Origin of the sequence: Brasilonema sennae CENA114, assembly GCF_006968745.1 — a bacterium.
Lineage (GTDB): Bacteria > Cyanobacteriota > Cyanobacteriia > Cyanobacteriales > Nostocaceae > Brasilonema > Brasilonema sennae.
The window spans coordinates 2,350,107-2,371,608 of record NZ_CP030118.1 but is presented as its reverse complement, the minus strand read 5'-3'; the positions used below and the strand labels follow the sequence as shown (position 1 = coordinate 2,371,608).

The 21,502-nt window shown below is 42.9% G+C and carries 17 protein-coding genes and 4 pseudogenes; 10 read left to right on the top strand and 11 right to left on the bottom strand.

The genetic code is table 11. The features are described 5' to 3' along the window. Nucleotides 1–157: 157 nt before the first annotated feature. Together DP114_RS10100 and DP114_RS10095 are read right to left on the bottom strand one after the other, a co-directional pair. A pseudogene (locus tag DP114_RS10100) lies at nt 158–1,204 on the bottom strand (5'-3' exonuclease); the annotation flags it as partial. 51 nt (nt 1,205–1,255) lie between these two features. Beyond that, entirely contained in the window at nt 1,256–2,095 is an 840-nt protein-coding gene (locus tag DP114_RS10095) for a DUF4114 domain-containing protein (protein WP_171976020.1), read from the bottom strand. Between the two features lie 958 nt (nt 2,096–3,053). On the opposite strand from DP114_RS10095, the gene DP114_RS10090 reads away from it, so the two are divergent. Beyond that, on the top strand, nt 3,054–3,935 hold the full coding sequence (locus DP114_RS10090) for a Cof-type HAD-IIB family hydrolase (RefSeq protein ID WP_169266763.1): 882 nt from the start codon (nt 3,054–3,056) through the stop codon (nt 3,933–3,935). Between the two features lie 207 nt (nt 3,936–4,142). On the opposite strand, the gene DP114_RS10085 is transcribed toward DP114_RS10090, so the two are convergent. Then, nucleotides 4,143–5,129 carry a DALR anticodon-binding domain-containing protein gene (locus DP114_RS10085; RefSeq protein ID WP_171976019.1) on the bottom strand — a complete coding sequence of 329 codons (987 nt, stop codon included), beginning with the start codon at nt 5,127–5,129 and terminating at the stop codon, nt 4,143–4,145. A 257-nt stretch (nt 5,130–5,386) separates the two neighbouring features. Between DP114_RS10085 and DP114_RS10080 the strand changes: the two genes are divergently transcribed. After that, complete coding sequence (locus DP114_RS10080) at nt 5,387–6,145, top strand: Crp/Fnr family transcriptional regulator (RefSeq protein ID WP_169266765.1); 759 nt, start codon at nt 5,387–5,389, stop codon at nt 6,143–6,145. A 588-nt stretch (nt 6,146–6,733) separates the two neighbouring features. On the opposite strand, the pseudogene DP114_RS35730 reads toward DP114_RS10080, so the two are convergent. Continuing rightward, nucleotides 6,734–6,892 (bottom strand): annotated as a pseudogene (locus DP114_RS35730) (sensor histidine kinase); the annotation flags it as partial. A 14-nt stretch (nt 6,893–6,906) separates the two neighbouring features. After that, nucleotides 6,907–7,986 carry a sensor histidine kinase gene (locus tag DP114_RS10070; protein WP_370460809.1) on the bottom strand — a complete coding sequence of 360 codons (1,080 nt, stop codon included), beginning with the start codon at nt 7,984–7,986 and terminating at the stop codon, nt 6,907–6,909. A gap of 613 nt (nt 7,987–8,599) precedes the next feature. Between DP114_RS10070 and kdpA the strand changes: the two genes are divergently transcribed. The 6 genes from kdpA (at nt 8,600) to DP114_RS10040 (ending at nt 15,422) form a co-directional block, all read left to right on the top strand. Then, entirely contained in the window at nt 8,600–10,345 is a 1,746-nt protein-coding gene (gene kdpA, locus DP114_RS10065; RefSeq protein WP_171976018.1) for a potassium-transporting ATPase subunit KdpA, read from the top strand. A 148-nt stretch (nt 10,346–10,493) separates the two neighbouring features. After that, the gene (gene kdpB, locus DP114_RS10060) at nt 10,494–12,647 is read left to right on the top strand and encodes a potassium-transporting ATPase subunit KdpB (protein ID WP_171976017.1); all 2,154 of its coding nucleotides are present in this window, start codon (nt 10,494–10,496) and stop codon (nt 12,645–12,647) included. Nucleotides 12,648–12,695: 48 nt separating this feature from the next. Next, nucleotides 12,696–12,977, top strand: coding sequence for a potassium-transporting ATPase subunit F (locus tag DP114_RS10055; protein ID WP_171976016.1), 282 nt, complete (start codon nt 12,696–12,698; stop codon nt 12,975–12,977). Then, nucleotides 12,977–13,624, top strand: coding sequence for a K(+)-transporting ATPase subunit C (gene kdpC, locus DP114_RS10050; RefSeq protein ID WP_169266768.1), 648 nt, complete (start codon nt 12,977–12,979; stop codon nt 13,622–13,624). Before DP114_RS10055 ends, kdpC begins: the two co-directional genes overlap by 1 nt. 107 nt (nt 13,625–13,731) lie before the next feature. After that, nucleotides 13,732–15,054 carry a serine/threonine-protein kinase gene (locus DP114_RS10045; RefSeq protein WP_171976015.1) on the top strand — a complete coding sequence of 441 codons (1,323 nt, stop codon included), beginning with the start codon at nt 13,732–13,734 and terminating at the stop codon, nt 15,052–15,054. Continuing rightward, complete coding sequence (locus DP114_RS10040; protein ID WP_171976014.1) at nt 15,051–15,422, top strand: hypothetical protein; 372 nt, start codon at nt 15,051–15,053, stop codon at nt 15,420–15,422. Before DP114_RS10045 ends, DP114_RS10040 begins: the two co-directional genes overlap by 4 nt. 288 nt (nt 15,423–15,710) lie before the next feature. On the opposite strand, the gene DP114_RS10035 is transcribed toward DP114_RS10040, so the two are convergent. Continuing rightward, entirely contained in the window at nt 15,711–16,253 is a 543-nt protein-coding gene (locus DP114_RS10035; protein WP_169266771.1) for a pentapeptide repeat-containing protein, read from the bottom strand. A 96-nt stretch (nt 16,254–16,349) separates the two neighbouring features. Beyond that, nucleotides 16,350–16,607 (bottom strand): hypothetical protein, encoded by a 258-nt coding sequence (locus tag DP114_RS10030; RefSeq protein ID WP_246163098.1) that lies wholly within the window; start codon nt 16,605–16,607, stop codon nt 16,350–16,352. Between the two features lie 506 nt (nt 16,608–17,113). Between DP114_RS10030 and DP114_RS10025 the strand changes: the two genes are divergently transcribed. Next, nucleotides 17,114–18,256: a histidine kinase gene (locus DP114_RS10025; protein ID WP_171976013.1), complete on the top strand. Its 1,143-nt coding sequence runs from the start codon at nt 17,114–17,116 to the stop codon at nt 18,254–18,256. Here the strand turns inward: DP114_RS10025 and DP114_RS10020 are convergent. Continuing rightward, the gene (locus DP114_RS10020; protein ID WP_169266773.1) at nt 18,232–18,450 is read right to left on the bottom strand and encodes a hypothetical protein; all 219 of its coding nucleotides are present in this window, start codon (nt 18,448–18,450) and stop codon (nt 18,232–18,234) included. The two genes, DP114_RS10025 and DP114_RS10020, sit on opposite strands and share 25 nt — an antisense overlap. A gap of 101 nt (nt 18,451–18,551) precedes the next feature. Next, nucleotides 18,552–18,812 (bottom strand): TRADD-N-associated membrane domain-containing protein, encoded by a 261-nt coding sequence (locus tag DP114_RS10015; RefSeq protein WP_171976012.1) that lies wholly within the window; start codon nt 18,810–18,812, stop codon nt 18,552–18,554. 295 nt (nt 18,813–19,107) lie between these two features. Between DP114_RS10015 and DP114_RS10010 the strand changes: the two are divergent. Continuing rightward, nucleotides 19,108–20,697, top strand: a pseudogene (locus tag DP114_RS10010) (pentapeptide repeat-containing protein); the annotation flags it as partial. On the opposite strand, the pseudogene DP114_RS36255 reads toward DP114_RS10010, so the two are convergent. Continuing rightward, a pseudogene (locus tag DP114_RS36255) lies at nt 20,616–20,888 on the bottom strand (hypothetical protein); the annotation flags it as partial. The pseudogenes DP114_RS10010 and DP114_RS36255 overlap by 82 nt on opposite strands. A 17-nt stretch (nt 20,889–20,905) precedes the next feature. Beyond that, nucleotides 20,906–21,235, bottom strand: a complete 330-nt coding sequence (locus tag DP114_RS10005) for a hypothetical protein (RefSeq protein ID WP_171976010.1) — start codon at nt 21,233–21,235, stop codon at nt 20,906–20,908. Nucleotides 21,236–21,502 lie beyond the last annotated feature (267 nt).

Sequence of the window (21,502 nt, the reverse complement as noted above, 5' to 3'; positions counted from 1 at the left end):
TAGAGATAATTAAGCGATTTCCTTGGCTTGTTTTTGGTGACAGCATGAGATGTCATTTGTATTCTCTTGTTAGTCGTCTCTACAACCTGATAGCCTGTGAATCTCTATGTTGGGACTTCAACATTCACTCATCAGCCGCACTAAAAAACTACAAAGCATCATCCTCGTTATCAGTGCTTGGCTTAAATTGAGTACTGAGTAGTTTCTGTGTTTCTGTTTCTGGCGTTTCTTCAACTTTCCCACCAAACTGCTTCTGCAGTTCGTTAATTTTTCCCAAATAAGACTTGAACTCCAGCTTTTCTAAAATAGGTGTTAGGGCGCTGATATCAAACCCTTTGAGGATGCAGTTTTCTAAATCAACTTCTAAAGGAACATTAAGGACAATCTCCGCTAATTTACGAGACTTCTGTGCATCCTCTTTCCCTGCTTCTAGCTTTGTGTGAAGTGTGCCTTTTATTTCATGCAATGAACCATAAATTCGCTGCACTGACTCGTACGTGTTAAGCAAGCGCACGGCTGTTTTTTCGCCAATTCCCCTGACACCAGGGATATTATCTGATTTATCACCACAAAGTGCCTTAAAATCAACGACTTGTGATGGTCTAATACCCAATTTTTCTTTAACTTGTTGTGGTCTAAATTCCTTAAGACTTGCTTTAGAACCTTTTAAAGCATCTGCACTCAGATAGAGGACGCTGATTTGTTTATCGGTGTCAATAAGTTGAAATAAATCTTTATCGCCACTGACAATCTTAACTTGATATCCAGCTATGCTCGCTTGTTGTGCTAAAGTTCCTAAAACATCATCTGCTTCGTAACGAGCAGCAGTGACAATTTTCAGGTTCAAAGCATCCAGCAACTCATGTAGATTTTTCAGATCTGGAATAAAATCTTCTGGTGTTTCTGGACGGTTTGCTTTGTATGTATCATATGCTTCGTGGCGGAAGGTTGGCACACCCAAATCAAAGGCGATCGCCATTGCTTGTGGCTGTTGAGTCGCCATCACCTCCAACAAAGATTTGAGAAAGCCAAAACACACGCTTGTGGGAATTCCCGTCTTTGTCCGTAATCCGCCGTCTCTTCCTTTGGCAAAAGCGAAGTACGAACGAAAGGCGAGGGAGTGTCCATCCACTAGGATAAATGTGGGAGAAGTAGTCGTTAAGGAATCGGAAGCCAACTGGTTTTTTGGTGTTGTTTGGGACATAAACCTATTTTAGCCAGCGACTTCCCCTACGAATCCCATATGTAGAGAAAATTAAGCTATTTGCTTGGCTTGCTTTTGGCGACGGCGACGCTGTTGTAACACCACACCAACTCCTCCCATACCCAAAAGTGCGATCGCACTTGCAGATTCTGGAACAGTCGCTATGTTGTCCCTACCTAAATCAATCAAGAAAACAACGTCGTTGAAGTCGCGATCAGCTGTTAAAAGACCATTTCCATCAGATTTCAAACCTTTTGGTCCATACAAATCCTCAAAACCCACCAACAGATAACCATCCGTTTCATAAGCTACTAAATGATTCAGTTTGTCTGGATTTTGAGTGGCATCTGCGCCGTAAACATAGCCGTTAGGATTATTAAACCCATCTGCTTTCAGAAAGAAATTGAGTTTAGTTCCAGCTGCTTTAGTGCCTAAATCAACATAGTCTCCGATATTTAAAACACCATTCTCTTCTCCCATCTGACACGTTGAATTAGCGCCATTTGATGTATTACAAGAAATATTGTCAAAAACCAATCCTTTTTGGTAGTCAGAACCGTTGATAGCTTCATAAGCCAACTGGTTCTTATAGCCAGCACCCTCATTTAAGAACCAAACGCGAACATTGTGGTCATTTTTCAGACTCAGCTTCGTGGGGTCTAGTTTATTTAATGTGTCTTCAGGAATTGCAATTCTTTCCTGTTGCACATATTGCTGGAACTCAGGAATTCGAGATTGAAACCCTGAATCATCAGTTGATTTGTCTTTAACTTCGTAGGGTGTCAGGTTCTCCCAAGTAAATGTGGCAGCGCTTGCAGGAGTGACAGCAGAAAATACACTTGTGATAGCAGCAGTTGCAGCAAAAAGTCCTGTTATTTTTTTTCTAATCATATAAATCCTTTATTTTTTGTTTTGGAAAATACTCTATTGTTTAGGCTCTAATATCGATCAGTTATAAAAAAAAATAAAACGATGTTAGTTGGGCAGACAATTACACAGCAACACTTTCCCTAACTATAACGAACTGTCCGTTTGAGGAACTCTACCCAACACCAACTGAAAGGTTTTCTGGGGTTGCGACTGCCTACATCAACTGAAATTTATTCTGCTCTGAACTATATTAGTTTGGAATCCAAATCTTTTTTTAGTAATCGAACATGAGTTCATTCTTTTATATCTTAGGTTTTGATTGAGTGACTTGAGTATTTTCCGAACCTTTATTTTATTTATAAGAATTAAAATATTAGTCCTATAAAACTTGAGATTTTTTCATGTTGAGACTCAATAAAAAAATATTTTCTAAGTGCTAAAAATTATAAGATCAATGGTTGAAAGTATTGCTAATCATTTTCATAGCATTAAAATGATTTATATCATGACTTACTCAAACTATATAAGTAGTAACTCGTAAGTGGAAATAATTCTATATAGAACGACACGTAGGGGAGCCAGTACTTGATGAGGGTTTCCCGACAGAGGATAAGAGCATTGGGCAGTGCTTAGCAAAACCCGGATGTAGTCAGCAAAATACGGTAAGCACTGCCCACCCTACAATACTTAAGATTTTTCATAAATCATTTAGGATTGCTATATAAGTAGTAACTCGTAAGTCGAAATAATTCTATATAGCATTTACCATATACTAATCACAGTTTCATCTGTATATCTGTGTAAAAATTTGTTCACAATGACGAGATGAATTTATTTGTATTCTCTTGTTAGTCTTCTTTACTCTTACTTGCCCTTCGGCTACGCCACTTCGGCGCCGCTCAGTGCAAGTCAGGGCAAGTCTCTACAGCGTGATAGCCTGTTAATCTCTTATTGGAACCTCAATATTCACTCATCAATTATGCATAAAGTGTCTGCCACAGAATTGGCATCACCTGCCATTGGGGATACATCTACTTTTGACATTCAACTGCTGGTTGTAGATATCGATGGCACAATCGCAGGAAAATCTAACAGCATCAGCACAGCCGTGAAGCAGGCAATTGTTGCAGCACAAGCACGGGGTATTCAAGTGGCGATCGCCACTGGTCGTATGTATCGTTCCGCTTTGCGCTTTCATCAAGAAATTGGCTCTAGCCTGCCATTATTAGCTTACCAAGGGGCTTGGATTCAAGACCCAGCTACCCAAAAAATTCATCGCCATTTGCCTGTTTCCCGAGAGTTAGCACACAAGCTTCTAGACTATTTTGAACAACCGGAGTTACGAACGCTCTTATCTGTTCACTTCTACATCAATGATCAGCTTTATGTCCGTGAAATAACCAGGGAAACAGAACTTTACGCAGAACGTAGTGGAATTAACCCTATTGCTGTGGGAGACTTACGCCAAGTTACCAGCAATGAACCCACAAAAATTTTGGCATTGTGCGATGACACAAATATTATTCAACAGTTACTGGGAAATTTGCGCAGTCAATACACCCCAGCCGAACTATATCTCACCACATCTGTTGCCACATTTTTTGAAGCGACTAACCCTTTTGTCAACAAAGGTACTGGGGTACGTTATCTAGCCGAAGAATTACTGGGACTAGAAAGAATTAATGTCATGACCATTGGTGATAACTTCAATGATGTGGAAATGTTGGAGTATGCTGCTATAGGTGTAGCGATGGGTAATGCACCAGCAGCAGTGCAGGCTAAAGCTCAGTGGGTTGCTCCTGACGTGGAGTGTGATGGAGTTGCAGCTGCTATTGAGAGATTTTTACTGTGTAAAAAGTAGCTAGTAGTGGGTAGTCACAGGGGATTTTGTCTGTATAACCCTGACTTAGATGTTACCACCAATAAAATCAGAAAGAGCACCGACGACTGGCCGTGTTTCGTCTCGGTGCTCTTGCTGGTTCGCTCCTCACACATTGGATAGTATACCCAAGGAAATATCGCGAGTCAATGATTGTTAAAAAAGTTTATTTTTTCAAAGATTTTATTTTTATACTTCGTCGAGAGCAAAATAACCTAATTTTTCCTCCAACATAAACTTCAATACAGACTGTGTAGCCAAAACCAATCCTATTTTGGCTTGAGCAAGTTCTGGTGAGGCAGTTTTCACTTTGCCGAAAATCTGGCATTTACACCAAAAAGTTTCAAAAACTCGACTTAAATCTAACGCAGCTTTTTCCCAATTAACTGAGTCGGCAAAATCAGAACCCTCTACTTTATCTACCACTCGCACTAACTCGTTGATCAGGAGATAGGAAGCTGGGTGATTGAAACGCAGTTTTTCATCGCTGTTGAGCCAAGGAATGGGATTGGGAGTAAAAATACTTGACCAAAGGTTTTGCTTGACATTATCACCCTGATCAACATTCGATTCCCCCAGTTTAATCAATCCCTCGTGAACACCCAGCCGTAAAAGCGAGCAGCAGCGTGCATGAGCGTATTGAACAGTGAATAAGGAACCAGAGTTTGGGGAAGAAAAGGGAAAAGAGGAAATGGAGCTCTTAATGGGGTGCTGCATAGAAAAAGAACCTATGGACATTCTTTCTTGGTCTCCCTTGCTCCCTGCTAAGCGCTCCTTGCTCCCTTGCTCCCTGCTAAGCGCTCCTTGCTCAATAACTCCCCCTACAGTAAGATTCTGCAACCAAGCAGCTAAGAGGGGATGAGTCAGTTCCAAGTGAATCCAACCAGGGGAAACGACTTGAACTTTGAAATCTTTGTCATAGTTTGTTGAAATATGAGAGGTAATGCCATTTGCAATCTCTATAGCGGGATATTTTTCAAATTTCGCCAGCCGCAAAGCTATACCTGAAATATAAAGAATTGTCCCATTATATCCACCCTGAGATAGAGGAATATTTATGTTATTTGTGCATTCACTATGCAGAAAATTAGCATAAGTACTTAAAGCGATTGCTATTTTGCTGCTTACTAACTGTTTTATTGCTTTATACTTATGTTTACGTGATTTATTTTGCACAAAAAATCAAGTATTTTTACTCTTGACGTCGTGTCTTCAATATTTGTCATCTGTCTGAGGAAAGAAGTTAAATTTACGGAAAGAAAAATTAGAATTGTGCAAAATTTAATTAAATTAGAGTAAATTTTACTACCTTAATTGTACAGTAAGAAGTATAACAAAAGAGTAGGAGCTACGCTTTCTACCTTTTGGATGAGTGGTACAGTTAGGTTTAATGCCTGTTGTGCCGACATCGAAGACACTCCTTGCACCTTTTTATGACGTCTTTGTCTTCCGCCGAACGCTCTTTGTTACCTATGCAATCTCCATCCTCTTTCTCTGAGGCCTCACGTCCTTTTTTGACTTGGCAACGAATTCTTGATTGGGCTCAAGAACACTACCGCTGCCGCACCTTTAGCAAAGATGAGCGCATTCCAGCCCGAGCTGGATTGCTGTACTTGGTGCAAAGGGGTGCGATCCGTATGGTGGGAACCGCCCAGGTAAGTGCAACTGCAAGTCAATTAACATCTCGACGCATCAATAGAACTCCCGAAGAAGCTTTCTTAGGGTTTGTTGGTGCAGGACAACCGTTTGAAATTGTTGCCCAGTCGCCATTCACGCTCCAGGCTTATGCCCATGTTGACCAAACTGCTGTACTGTGGATGTACTGGCACGATTTGGACAACTGGCCTCACTTCCGCCGCGAAGTTATGGATGCCTTTAGGTACCAGCACCAGCGCAAACTGCTGTGGCTAAGTGCCTTGGGACAACGACGCACGATTGACCGACTCCTAGGATTCCTCACATTGTTGATTGAGGAATATGGAGAACCATCAATGAGCGATAGCGATCCAGATGTAATTCGCGGTTATTGCCTGCCTTTCCCCCTCACCCATGCCCAAATTGGCAGCGCGATCGGTTCTACTCGTGTCACCGTCACCCGCTTGATGGGTAAATTGCGTCAACGTGGCTTAATCCTTACTCAAGGCGACAATCTCATTTGCTTGCCAGCAGAGTCAATTAACAGAGGCAACTAAGCCAATACCGGATGCAGTGGAGAGCGAATTTTGACAAACCCTACTAGGGTTGTGAATTCGATGCCCCTGCCCAAGCTGGCAGTAAGTTGGCAAAAGGGATACCCACTTGCTACTGAAGTTGACAATCTGTTTGACCACCACAAACAGATTGCACACAATTAGGTACTTTCCGTTTTGGAAAGCCTCAATGTTCAATTTTCTTGTGCCCTTACCAGAACATTTAGAAGGGAGGACAAATGATTCTTGGTAAGGAGCAAAGAATTGCTCTTGTATCTGCCGCAAAAGCGAAGGTTAAGTAGAATATTGAGGAAGAATTTTCGAGGCAGAAGTGTAGTAAATGCGACGACTTTTGACTACCAGCCACTTTTTTTGCAGGGCTTGGGTGAAAATGGAGGCAAACTCCATATTCGGGAAGGAAAATGTTCACCCAAAACGCCCTGCATAAATTGTTTGACAAAAGAAAAAGTAAGGAAATCCAATACCATTTTGGATTTTATATTTGAAATTTTGGATTGTGAAAAAGTTACTGGTAATAACTTTTAGCATTCCGTCTGTCGCAAATATTTTTTGAATTGGTATAAAAACACTTCAGTTAGACACAGACATTTGAAACGGCAAGACTGGCAAGCAAAATGCAAAGATTGCGCCGTTAGGAAATCCATTTTCTGCCCAGATTTTGCCACCATGCGCTTCTATGATTTGACGAGTCAAATACAACCCTAAGCCAGAACCTTTGGCTTGGCGATCGCCCTTGGCGCGCCCTATGCCCCAACCAAACGGAGTTTGGTTGCCCCAAATCGGAGATTTGGGGAGAGGGGTTTTGGAAAAACCCCTCTGGGCAAAGAAGGGCGATCGCTATGTCCCTGGTAAAACCGCTTAAAAAGATTTGGCAGTTCTTCTGGCTTTATCCCTGCCCCAGTATCTATAACTTTGGCAGTTTGATAAGAAGAACCTCCTTCCAGCACAACCTCCACTTTGCCACCGCGAGGAGAGTGGTTTATAGCATTAGTCAGGAGATTAGTAAATACTCGTTGCAACTGCAAGGGATCACCATGAACCCAAAGAAACTTGCGAAAGTCTGACTCACCGTAGTTGCAGGAAATATGAACGCGACGACTGGAAGCAAGTTCGGTCAAAGTTATTGCCACATCTTCAGCAATTTCAACAAGATTAATAGGTGCTAACTGTAGCTTTAACCCCTCCATATCGTTGCGGTAGACATCCAAGAGCGTTTCTACCATCTGCAAACTAGTCTGGTGGCTCTTAATCATCGTTGTTAAAACTTTTTTCTGGGCAGGAACAACAGGACCAAAATTTTCTCGTTCAAACGCCTGTAATGTCTCAAGAGCACCCAGTAGAGGAGTTTTCAGATCATGAGTTAGCGTTGAGGCAAAGTCTTCTCGCACACTAGCTAACTTGTTTTGTGCATGAAGCTTGGCTTGTTGTTTCAAGAGTGCTTCTTGATACAGACGATTGCGATACGCCAAGGGCGTCACGCTCCGCGTATCGCTCAGAACGCCTGTCACAACTAATGCTAAGACTGCAATCAATCGACTAGCAATTGTGGAAGCTCTAACAAGAGACAAGCTTGGAACCCATACGTTCAGAATCGTTAGAACACAAGCAACTAGAGTTAGTTGTAGCGTTGCCATTCGACTCAGACGAGCGTTTGCTATCATAATTGGACCGATATAAAGGTAACCAAACACGTAGTCTGGTGGAGTAGAGAACTCCAATAACACCACAATCGTAAACAGTCCAATAATTATCCAAGATGTTCTCAAACGCGGGTTATCTTTATGGCTTACAAGTTTGAGAACCGACATCTGGAGACGGAACATAGAAGCTGTGTGTCAAGTATAACAAATTCTTCCCACACCCAGTTACTTTTGACTAGAAATAGTTGTTTATTTTCCTCTGATTTCTATCTATATTTACAGATATAGACGCTATCTAAACGCGCTAAACTTTTATCAAACTTAAGAGATATATATTAATAGATATAATTCATCAATAATAAATTATATCTTGTAAACTTTGAATAAAAAAATGATAATGATGAATCTGAGAAGCACCTAAAAATAGGGTGCAAAGCAATTATGAAAGAGAATAGAATTTCCTATAGAGCAACTCGACACAAAGCCATAAGAGCTTATCTTTATCAGTGGAAAGCGGCTGTAACGGCAGGTGTATTTACATTAACGTTGATTTTATGGCTTTCTTTGAAGTCCACTCGCAGTTAGTTCACGGTTAAAAACCTGTTCACACCCCTATATACCGATAGACTTTTCATTTTTGGATTATTGACACTAGACGAAACAGCAGTTTTCAAGTATGTAGACAACATTTCAGGAAAGTGAAGGAGTCAAAAGTAGTGTCGTGAAATCAATTGAAAAACGCTGTCAATGTGAAAATATCAAACTTAATTTATTAATGCTGGAGTTAGACTAACTCATGCTAGAAGGATGGATTCAAATTGCATTAACGCTACTGATTGTAGTAGCGATAACTCCCTTTTTTGGGCGATACATGGCGCGTGTCTTTCAGGAACAAAGGACGTTTCTCGACCCGATTTTGAACCCAGTTGAGCGCGTGCTTTACTCCGCAATTGGCGTTTCTGCCAGGGAGGACATGACGGGTTGGCAGTATGCGCGGGCAATTTTGTACAGCAACGTAGTCATGGGGTTGCTCATTTTCTTCATCATTATGAATCAGGGATGGCTACCCCTCAACCCAACCAAAATAGGTGCCCCAACTTGGGACACAGTACTACACACCACCATTTCCTTCATCACCAATACCAACCAGCAGCACTATTCTGGTGAAACCTACTTGAGTTACGCCAGCCAAATGTGGGGACTGGGGTATCATATGTTCACCTCGGCTGCAACAGGTATAGCGGTGGCGATCGCCTTTATTCGCGGGTTGACAGGCAGACCGTTAGGCAACTTCTACGTAGACCTGATTCGCTCAATTACACGGATTTTACTACCCATTAGTATTGTGGGGGGAATCATTATGATGGCAGCTGGTGTTCCGGAAACACTGGCTGGTCCTGCGGTGTTTTCTACTTTAGAAGATCCTAATATTAGTCAGGCGATCGCTCGCGGTCCAGTTGCCCATTTTGAAATCATTAAGGAACTAGGCGAGAACGGTGGCGGCTTTTTCGCCATCAACTCAGCACACCCCTTTGAAAATCCCAATGGTTTAACCAATCTCATCCAGCTTGTCGCACTCCTTTCAATACCCACCTCGCTGATTTACACCTATGGCATCATTGCCAACAACGTCAAGCAAGCATGGTTAGTCTACAGCATACCGTTTGCCATCCTAGTGGTCTTTGTCATTATTACAGCGATTGGTGAATACAACGGTAATCCTGCTGTGAACGCTTTGTTGGGGAGTCAGCAACCGAACCTAGAGGGTAAGGAAGTTCGGTTTGGTTGGGCACAATCAGCTCTGTATGCTGTGTTCACAACTGCCACTATGTGCGGTGCAGTCAATAGCTTGCACGATTCATTTATGCCTAGTGGTGGTTTCGTCACCCTTTCCAATATGTTTTTCCAAATTGTTTTTGGAGGACAAGGTACGGGAACCGCTTATTTGTTTGCTTACCTAATTCTGGCAGTATTCGTTACAGGTTTGATGGTCGGAAGGACACCGGAATTTCTGGGACGCAAAATTGAAAAGCGTGAGGTAGTGCTTGCCAGTTTCTTGCTTCTGATGGTTCACCCAATCGCCATTTTGATTCCAGCAGCTATTACCCTAGCATTCCCGGATCAACTAGCAGGAATTAGTAATCCTGGCTTCCACGGTTTTGCTCAAGTCATCTACGAATATGCCTCAGCCGCAGCCAACAACGGGTCTGGGTTTGAAGGCTTAGGCGATTCACAACCGTCTCCAATAGCGATCGCAACAGGAGCAAAAACCACCGCAACCGCCTTGTGGTGGAACCTGAGTACTTGCTTTAGTCTCCTAGCAGGACGCTATGTCCCAATCATAGGTTTGCTACTGCTTGCCGATAGTATGTCGCGCAAGCAATCAGTTCCCTTTACGACTGGTACATTGCGAACCGATACTGGACTGTTTACTGGCGTAACCGCAGGTGTCATCCTTATTTTGGGCGCACTCACGTTCTTCCCAGTCCTGGCATTTGGACCGATTGGCGAAGCTTTCCAAATTGCTAAAGGTATTGGCTAACACCCATCAGTGAACAGTCATCAGTAAACAGTGAACAGTGAATAGAGGAAGCGATTTCTTGACCCCCCTGATAACTGATAACTGATAACTGATAACTGATAACTGTTAACTGGTAACTGGTAACTGACAACTGATAACTGACTAATGTATGCGAAGTACTACTGACCAATCCACATCTTCCCGTTCACCTCGTGTTCCAAAAGGAAGCCGTGACTCGCGTAAGAATAGCCCCAAGGCAGATATGCGGGGATTGTACCAGAGAGCAATTCGGGAGTCGTTCGTCAAACTCAATCCTCGAACTGCCGTCAAAAACCCAGTCATGTTTATCGTCTGGGTAGGAACAATTGTCACTTTCCTAGTGAGCGTTGATCCCAATTTATTTGGCACTGTACAGGCAGATATCAATCAGCAACGCCTGTTCAACGGGTTGATTACCTTGATTCTATTTTTGACAGTCCTGTTTGCGAACTTTGCGGAATCCGTGGCTGAAGGACGCGGGAAGGCACAAGCAGATGCACTCAAAGCAACGCGTTCAGACACCGTTGCCCGCAAAATGCTGCCTGATGGTTCCATTAAAGAAATCAACTCCACCGAACTGCGGCGAGGTGATTTGGTAAAGGTGACTGCTGGTAACATGATTCCTGCTGATGGGGAAGTGACTCAAGGCATCGGTTCGGTGGATGAGTCTGCCATCACCGGAGAATCTGCCCCTGTACTAAAACAACCAGGCACGGACATTGCCAGTTCAGTGACGGGGGGTACGCGGTTGCTGTCTGACGAATTGACGATTCGGATTACAGCCGATCCAGGTCAAGGTTTTATTGACCGCATGATAGCCCTGGTAGAGGGGGCAGAACGCTCTAAAACTCCCAACGAGATTGCGCTGACGGTGCTGCTTGCTGTGCTGACGCAGGTTTTTGTGATTGTGGTATCAACGATTCCACCGTTTGCTGGTTATATTGCAAACTTTATTAGCACTGTGTATGGAGCTGAGGCAGGAAACAGTTTACGCGCTGGTGCTAGCATTGCCATCCTGATCTCACTGCTGGTTGCTCTCATCCCTACCACAATTGGTGGTTTGTTGAGCGCCATTGGTATCGCTGGGATGGACAGAGTTGCCCAGTTTAATGTGATTGCCACTTCCGGACGAGCCGTAGAAGCCTGCGGTGACATCAACTCCTTGGTGCTAGATAAAACAGGTACCATCACCTTAGGAAACCGGATGGCTGATGAATTTATTCCTCTGAATGGTCATTCCCTTGAAGATGTAGCGCGAATCTCCTTAGCAGCCAGTGTGTTTGATGAAACACCAGAAGGTAAATCAATCGTGGGACTGGCAGAAAGGCAGCGGGTTGGGGTAGACTTTGATACTAGTAAAGCAGAGGGAGTAGAGTTCTCCGCGAAAACCCGCATGAGTGGTACCGATTTACCCGATGGCAAACAAGTTCGTAAAGGCGCAGTGGATGCAATTAAGGGGTTTGTCCGTTCCCGTAACGGCAATGTTCCTAGTGATTTAGACGCAGCTTATGAAAGAGTTTCCCGGTTAGGAGGGACACCGTTAGCCGTCTGCTTTGAGAACGATCTCTATGGCGTTATTTACCTCAAAGACATTGTGAAACCAGGTTTGCGCGAACGCTTTGACCAACTCCGGCGGATGGGGGTTAAGACGATCATGCTCACAGGTGACAACCGCATTACGGCTGAGGTTATAGCTCAAGAAGCGGGCGTTGATGATTTTATCGCAGAAGCCACCCCAGAAGACAAAATTGAAGTGATTCGCTCTGAACAAGCCCAGGGCAAGTTGGTAGCTATGACTGGGGACGGTACCAACGACGCCCCGGCGCTAGCGCAAGCAAATGTCGGCGTGGCGATGAACTCTGGGACACAAGCCGCCAAAGAAGCTGCGAACATGGTGGACTTGGACTCTGATCCCACCAAGCTTATTGATTTGGTGACAATTGGTAAACAACTGCTGATTACCCGTGGGGCATTAACAACCTTCTCTATTGCCAACGATATTGCTAAGTATTTCGCTATCATTCCGACTATTTTTGCGGCGGCTGGAATTGGTGCACTGAACATCATGGGATTAAAAAGTGCCCAGTCTGCCATTCTCTCGGCGCTGATTTACAACGCCCTAATTATCCCAGCACTCATTCCCATAGCTTTAAAAGGCGTGAAATTCCGTCCTCTGACAGCAGATCAACTGCTACGACGCAATATCCTCATCTACGGTCTTGGCGGTATTATTGCTCCCTTTATTGCCATCAAATTGATAGATATTATCCTACCGTTCTCCTAAATACTCACCGATTGGTGCAATTAACTTTACTAACTACTACAAAATCCCATGAAACTCCTTCGTAGACAACCTACAATCCCACCACCCCAAATCTCTGACTCTGTGTTTGAAGCAGTGATTGAAACCTGGTCTTCTGCCAAGAGACAAAAGCTGCCGTTGTATCTGTTTTTCGGGATGTGTTTTAACTTAGTGGTTGCGCCTGTGGTTTACGCTGCCACTAATGAAACATTTTCCCCCACCCAAGCTTGGGCATTAGGACTGTTAGGACTGGTGACGGTTGGTCTTTCTATCTATCTGTTTTTCGTGATGTTTGTACCGGAGAGATTCTGATGAGTTTTGCACGTGATGCAGGTAGAGCCGTTCGTTCTACCATAGTCCTTTGGCTGATTACAGCTATCATTTACCCATTTGTAATGATTGCTTGTGGGCAGATTTTGTTCCCGTTTCAGGCAAATGGCAGCTTACTTAAAAATGCTCAGGGTAAGGTTACTGGTTCAGCATTAATTGGTCAGCCTTTTACTTCTGATCGTTACTTCAATAGTCGCCCCAGCACCACCAGCTACAGCACTGCTGACCCGAAAAAGGATGAAGCTGGTGTTCTCAAAACTGGAGTCTCTGGTGCGAGCAACTTGGCTCCCAGTAATCCAGACTTACTCAGTCGTATTAAGGGCAAAAATGACCCCGACCCCAAAAAACAAACTGAAGGTGACCTCAATCGACTCAAAAAAGCAGGTGTGCAACCTACTGCCGATTTAGTCTACACCTCTGGTTCCAGTCTTGATCCGCACATCAGCCCCGAAGCTGCTAGGGCGCAAATTGCACGCGTGGCAAAAGCGCGAGGACTCCAGCCGAATCAGCTTGAAACCTTGATTGGTCAAAATACTGATGGTCGCTTTCTGGGCATCTTTGGTGAACCAGGAGTCAACCTGTTGAAGCTGAATCTAGCTTTGGATGTATTAAAACCCTCAATTTCGTGAGAAAGATAGAGAAATAAGAGCATCAGGGGATGGAAAGTCTAGGAAAGAACCGTTCCCTGTACTTATCTTTATTCTTTGCAAATGAAAATTGACCAACCACGATTTCTATGAGCGACAGTTTTCCCTCCACCCACAAATCCTTTCAGCCTTTGGAGGATGGTAGCATTTCTTCCCTTAATCAGGATAATTCGCTGCTCAATAACCGCTACCATATCCTCAAACCCCTTGCTACAGGAGGATTTAGTAAAACTTTTCTCGCTGTCGATGAAGATCGTCAGGTAGAAAACGAATTCTGCCTCATCAAGCAATTATTTCCAAATCATCAAGCTACACACCATCACCAGAAAGCAAGAAAACTATTTCACCAGGAATCTGTACTTTTAGCACAACTTGGTAAGCATCCCCAGATTCCCCAATTGTTAGACTCCTTTGAGCAGGATGGACAGCAGTATTTAGTCCAAGAATGGATTGACGGAGAAACTTTGGAAGAGGAATTGGCGCAACAGGGAGCATTCAATGAAGCTGAAATTCGGCAGTTACTCTTGGAGTTATTACCTGTTTTGCAGTTTGTTCATGATCATCAGGTAATTCACCGCGACATTAAACCGACAAACATTATTCGTAGCCGCAGTTATGGTCAACTAATGTTAGTAGATTTCGGGGTTGCGAAGTATTCTGCCAACATAATTCCTGAACAAACCGGAACCACTATTGGTAGTGCTGAATACGCAGCACCTGAGCAAGTAAAGGGCAAACCTGTTTTTGCCAGCGATCTTTACAGCCTGGGTGTCACTTGCTTGCATTTGCTCACACTGATGTCGCCATTTGAACTGCATGATTGTAATGAAGATGCTTGGATATGGCGCTCATATTTGACTACACCAATTAGCTCTTCTCTAGAGCAGGTTTTATGCAAGTTGCTACAAAGAGCAACCAAACAACGCTATCAATCTGCAAAAGAGGTTCTGGCAGACTTGAATGATTTGCCAAAACAGGTTGTTTTTCCATCAAAACCACCTGAAAGAACAAGCACAGACAATGACGATTTTTACTTCGGGTTTAGTCTTAAAGAAGATCTACCTGCTTCAATAATCCCATATGCTACAGCACTAAATATTCACTCCATCGATTCTGTCAGAATTTTTGACCCCCAGACTCAAGCTTGGTATTACTTGAGCGGCAAAATGGAAGCAAAAAATATTGCCCGAAAAGTAGCTACATTTCTACATCCGTGTCTAGCGGAGGCTGCTACACCAACTCTTGGAAATCAAAGAGATCAAGCAGTTTTACGTAATATACTCTGGAGGATTTTTACAGCAATTACTGTTACTTACGTTGCTTTTTTAATTATTGCTTGCGTCACCGGAATTCAATCACATTTGACGAATCCTACTTGGAAAGTAGAAAACTTGAGGACGAAAGTGAGATGACTCTTATCAACGTTGATGTGCAAATTATTTACAAACTTTCCACTTTGAGTGCGCAATCCCTTTACGTTGCAAGCATTTCTCAGACAACTGGGGCGAGTCAATCAAACTTTAACAAGGAAACTTACAATAATATAGACTATCTTTTAGGATTTTTCCTAACTTTCGTGTTGCTCGGCTTTATCTTGGGATGTTTACTTCAGTATAAAAGGTATCAAAAGCTGCGTCCCAAACGAAAGGCTGAAATCCTTAAAGCATTTGAAACTTTACAAAAGATACAGAACATAAGGCCTGAAATTGACGAGACGGTTCCTTCTCAAAGGAAACAGCAAATTGAAACTTTAGAAAAGATATGGAAAATGAAGCTTTAAGGTTAATGTATTAAACTTGTTGCAAAAGTTGGGAAGGCTTCACTGGGAAAATAATTTTGTAAAATCTCACTTTTGTAAGAGGTTTATTAGAGCGGTTTTCTGTAAGGTGGGCATTGCTCATCAATATCTCAAATATCTATCACGTAGGCTTTTGTGAGCAATGCCCACCCTACGATTTGTGGTCTATTCATATGAAAACCGTTGTAAGTAGTCAGATAGGAAAGCGTGAAACCAGCACACAGCTACACAGGTACTGGTAACACTTTGACCAAAAGATAGTAGAACAGGTTAATTTGATAATGTGGACGAACCAGTCGCCAACCCCTGGCAGTTTCGACCCGATGTCATTCCATCTGGCAGTATTGTTTCGCATAAAGTGACAGAGCGATTATTTTGGATGTCGTCAGTTCTTGAAGCTTTCGCAAGATTTGCACCGCTGAGATTGGCATTCCTGAAATCAGTTCTATTTAGCTTAGATGCTTCTAGATTTGTCCGCTGCAAATCAGCACCAACGAGTAATGTACTCTTGAGGTTTGCTCCAGTGAGATCCGCTCCTTGCAAATTTGCTTCGCGAAGATCAACCCACTCCAAATTTGCATACCGGAGATTGGCGTTCTTTAAATTAACTGCTTGAAGGTTAGTTGAGCGCAGATCAACTCCTTCTAGGTTTGCCCCCGACAAGTTCATTCCTGATAGATCACAGTTAAAACATTTCCTTGTTTCTTGAAGCTGTTGAATCGTGTATTGTTGAACAAAGTCATTACCTTGGCTAACCAGGGAGGGAATAAGGGCGATCGCCCCAGGGATAATTAAACGTAACAACGGAATCATAATATCAAGAATTTTTTAAAATCGAGTCATTAAAGAATATTAGGTGGCTACACTTTTACAAAAATTGAATTGCTAAAAGAGTTTAAGTTTCTAAAATCATGAACTAGAAGCTTGGCTGAGTCCAGGCTTCGCTTCAAGTAAACATGTTTGATTGAGCGAATAGTAAATGGGATGGGTTCTTTTAAGAGCGACTTTCAGAGCAGGAGTCATCATTGGATGAATAGCAACTGCTAATATCTCGTCTCCAAAAGAAATCGTGGGATTTTCTGTTGCTGGAATGACTTTTTCTTCTCTGAAAAATCCCAAGAAAACACATTTTTCCGGTAACTGAATATCGGTAAAAAAACGCCGCATAGAGTACTATTGGGTTCAATGAAAACACCAATTAGACTCGGCTCAATAAAATCTTTTTCTTGAAACACAAACCCAAACACTAAAAAAAGTGTTTTTAAACTTTCATGTTATTATTATGTAACTTTTTTATCAAAAAATGATGCCATTCCAGATAGATTTTAAGATCAAATATGCTATATATTAAATTATATAGATGTTTAGTATCTAAAATAAACTCTATCTATTTAGAGATATGGATTTGATCTATAAGCTATCTTGAGAAGAAAAGATTTGGGCATTGCTGAATATAGGTATGAATTTCTCTCGGGCAGAGACGCACCAGGCGCAGAGAGTAAGAGTTTGAGATTTTGGATTTTTGAATTTCATACTTCAATTCACCAACGCCAATTTTTCTTAGGTATTTAGACTGCACCGACGGTGCAACGCATTCATCCCACACCTAGAAGGAGTGGGCTTTGTGCTCCCAACACTGTAAGATGGTGTGTAGCAATGTTAATGCGCAGATAATGTACAGTTCTTATACTGTTTGCTCTAACAGTACCTACTTACGTCCACCTCGTCGCGGCAAGCACAAGATTTTTATTGGTATGGCTCCTGGTGTTGGGAAAACCTACAGGATGCTAGATGAAGCATGCCGACAAAAAAAAGATGGTATAGATGTTGTTCTTGGATGGCTGGAAACTCATGATCGCCCAGAAACAGATGCTAAAACACAAGGTTTAGAAGTCATTCCACCAAGCAAGATAGAACAGGGCGGGTTAATCTTCACCGAGATGAATACTGATGCGATCATTGCCCGCCAACCTCAGCTTGTTTTAGTTGATGAACTAGCACACATTAACATTCCTGGAGCAGAGCGCAACAGACGGTACCAGGATGTGGAGACAATTTTGGCGGCAGGTATTGATGTTTTTTCTACTGTCAACATACAACACTTAGAGAGTCTGTGCCATCAAGTCACCCAGATGACGGGTATCGTTGTACAGGAGCTTATTCCAGACAGTTTACTGGAAGCTGCAGACCAAGTCGTTGTTGTGGATGTAACACCAGAAACATTAGAAGAGCGATTGTTGGAAGGTAAAATTTATCCAACAAGAAAAATCGAGCCATCCATACAAAACTTCTTCCGGCGTTCCAACTTGGTAGCTCTGCGAGAACTAGCGCTGCGGCAGGTAGCTGATAACATAGAAAAGAAAGAGATTCAGCAAGCTGCTCGACTAAACTCTCACGCTAAAGCTCTCAGCGCAAATGTCTACTGTATCCACGAACGAATTCTGGTTTGCATTTCTTGTGAGCCAAACTCTGTGCGATTGATTCGACGCGGAGCTATATTTGCTGATTATATGAACGCACCGTTCTACGTTCTGTTTGTAAACAATCCAGACCATTTTCTGACAAAAGTAGAAGCACTGCATGTTGAAACTTGCAAGCAAATCTGCCAAGAGTTTAAGGGTGAGTTTTTGCAAGTCTCTGGTCAAAACGTAGCACAAGAAATTGCTCGTGTTGCAAAATCATACCGAATTACTCAGGTAGTATTGGGTCAAACTCGTCGCTCAAAATGGCAAATGATATTTACAGAGTCTTTGATTCACCAACTGATGCGATCGCTTCACCAAACTGATATTCATATTATTTCATCTGAAAAATAACCAAGACCAAGTAAATCAAGGGGTACTGTCGCTACTTCTGGGTGCAGCGGTGCGCACAGTCGAGCATTTCCTAAGCAAAAATATTCAACTAAACCTGCTACAGGTAAGTGACTCTGTTCGTCTTTACCTGTAGCATAATACAGTTTAGATAAGAGCAAAACCGTTATCAGGACTGCAATGTAGAGACGTTGCATGCAACGTTTCTACATACGTGGAATGGTTAGCAATAATCCTTAACTGAACTGTATTGACCTATAGCAAAGTCAGAATTTCTCAGGGGCAATCACATTACAGATCAAATTTCATCAAGTCTGTCATTAGCATCTTTAGCAAGTTCAACACATCGGACACTCGCAATCATTCCACAAGCAGCAGTCACTGCACCTTCATTCGCTTTTCCTGTCAGCAGAAGCCCAGCACCTGTAAGACTAATAAAAGCAGACACTGCGGTAGAAATTATTGCAAGATTAAAACTATAACGTGCTTGTCGCAGGCGTTCACGAGCAATACTTAGTTCTATCGGAGAGTCAGAGTGAGGGGTTGGCTTATGATTCATAGATTTCGCAGAGCAAATAAACTTCATACTTCTAATGTGCAGCCAAACGCCTGTAATCTTGACTACGCAACGATTGTGTTGTTCATCACCTGTGACCTTTCTATGATTGTCTTATGCGCTACTTTTGATTGCACAAGCGTTAAGCGTTTGCGTAGCGGCCCCTTAGGGGCTAGCTCTGCCGTAGGCAATCGCCTTTAACATGGAAGAAGTCAGAAGGAACAAGGAAGATAGAAGTTGGTCTTCTTCCTTGTTTCTTGCATCTTCTTCCTTCGCTTAAAAAAACTCTGGTCAAACTATGACAGATCCTAGCCAAAACAGAAAAAAGAAGAAAATAACTATCATCGCGTCTCCACAAGGTGTAGAGAGAGCAGAAAATGCTTTAATAAGGCTAGGATTTGATTCAAAAAGTAACTTTGCAAAATCTCAATTATTAGCTCGTAATACAGTTACAAAATTTTTTCAGCGTGAACCAATTCAGCTTGATTCCTTTAAAAGAATATGTGAGGCATTGAAACTGAAGTGGATAGACATAGCAGAAGAAGAACAATCTGAGCGAATAGAAAGAAAATATAGGAGTAGCTTAGAAATTAATGAGGAGGTGGGGCAAATGCAAACACTTCACCGTAAAGTAACTGTAATAGATAAACATAGCAAACTTTTTAAAGCTGAAATTATATTAAAAGGCGATATCAATTCAGTTTTCAACTTCAAAATTATTCAATTGTTTTTACAAGAACATTCAGGAGACACTATAACAATTACTGATATTCAAGAAGGCAGCATCAGATTAATTGTAGAAGGTTCTCAAGAAGATATCAAACGGCTTGTATCTCAGTTTGAATCAGGAGAACTAACAGAAGTAAACGGTTTTCCTGTTGAGGATGCTCAAATTTTGAGCGAAATTTCAGATGATGACGAAAGTAACGAATTAGATGAGAAATGGCGTCTAGTGCAAGAGATTGTTAGTCAGCCAGTTAAGGGTCGAAATTTGAGAGGTGCTGACTTGAGCGATGTTGACTTGAGCGATGTTGACTTGAGCGATGTTGACTTGAGCGATGTTGACTTAAGTGAAGCTCACTTAAGTGGTGCTGACTTAAGTGAAGCTGACTTAAGTGGTGCTGACTTGAGTGGTGCTAACCTGAGCGGTGCCAACCTGAGCCTTGCTTACCTAAAGGGTGCAATTATTAACAAGGAAACACGGATTGATGGCAAGTGGCGTTTAATTTGGAAGATTGTTAATCACGGAGCTATAGGTCGAGATTTAAGTAATGCCAACCTGAGCGGTGCCAACCTGAGCGATGCCAACCTGAGCGGTGCCAACCTCAGCGGTGCCAACCTGAGCGGTGCCAACCTCAGCGGTGCCAACCTGAGCGGTGCCAACCTGATCGCTGCCAACCTGATCGCTGCCAACCTGAGCAGTGCCAACCTCAGCGGTGCCAACCTGATCGCTGCCTACCTGAGCAATGCCAACCTCAGCGGTGCCAACCTCAGCGGTGCCAACCTCAGCGGTGCCAACCTCAGCCTTGCTTACCTAAAGGGTGCAATTATTAACAAGGAAACGCGGATTGATCGCAAGTGGCGTTTAATTTGGGAAATTGTTAATCACGCAGCTGTAAATCTTGATTTAAGTAATGCCGACCTAAGCCGTGCCAACCTGAGCCGTGCCAACCTGAGCCGTGCCAACCTGAGCGATGCCAACCTGAGCCGTGCCAACCTGAGCCGTGCCGATCTGAGCGATGCCAACCTGATCGGTGCCAACCTGAACCTTGCGGATCTGAACCTTGCGGATCTGAGCGATGCCAACCTGAGCGGTGCCAACCTGAGCGATGCCGACCTGAGCGATGCCGACCTGAGCGGTGCCGACCTGAGCGGTGCTATCGTTATGAATGCCTTATTTGGACGGAGTAAAGGTCTTACAGAGGATACCAAGCGCGACCTAAAGCAGCGAGGGGCAATTTTTGGCGATGAGCAGCGAAAGACTATCTTTAGCGATCCCTCTCCAGTTCCAAAACCAAAATAACTTAAAAATCTGTTAATACCACCACCCCCAAGCGCGATACGCTTAACGTATCGCACTGACTCAACTATGCCAATTAAGGCAATACCTCAACATCCCAAGGTCGAACCACTCTTGTCATTCCCTCAACATTCACTTGGACAAGCCAGGAGGTTCCTCCGCGCCGCACGTCAGTCACAATTCCTTCTTTAGTTTCACCAAAGAGTTTTTCGTTGATAACTTTAATTCTTGCTCCGATCTGAATTTCGTATGGCGGTGCGTAAGCTTTGGAAACTGGACCAACATTTTTATTAGGAATAGCCAATTTTCCCTCTTTGAGACGCTCTAGAGCATCGGACATTTTTTCCAAAGCAAGCGTCTGGCGAAGTTGAAGTTGAAGCAATAAACTTATTTGATCTGACGTCATAATTTTATATTGTAAATTTGCTAATAATTATTAGATTTCCCCTCAGTGCTTCAGCTGCAGGAAAGAATTGTATTAGGCTGCACCAAAAAAGAAATTCTCAGCCTTCAGTCGTAAAGCACAGAGAATTTTTTCTTAATCAATTGTGTAAGTAAATACACATAATTTAATTTCGTATGCCCCTTGCCCCCTGCGCTTGAGCCGCTCTGGGCGTGCGCTTTGCGCATACGCTGCGGACTGTTTTTACTTCTGACGACTGACGTCACGACT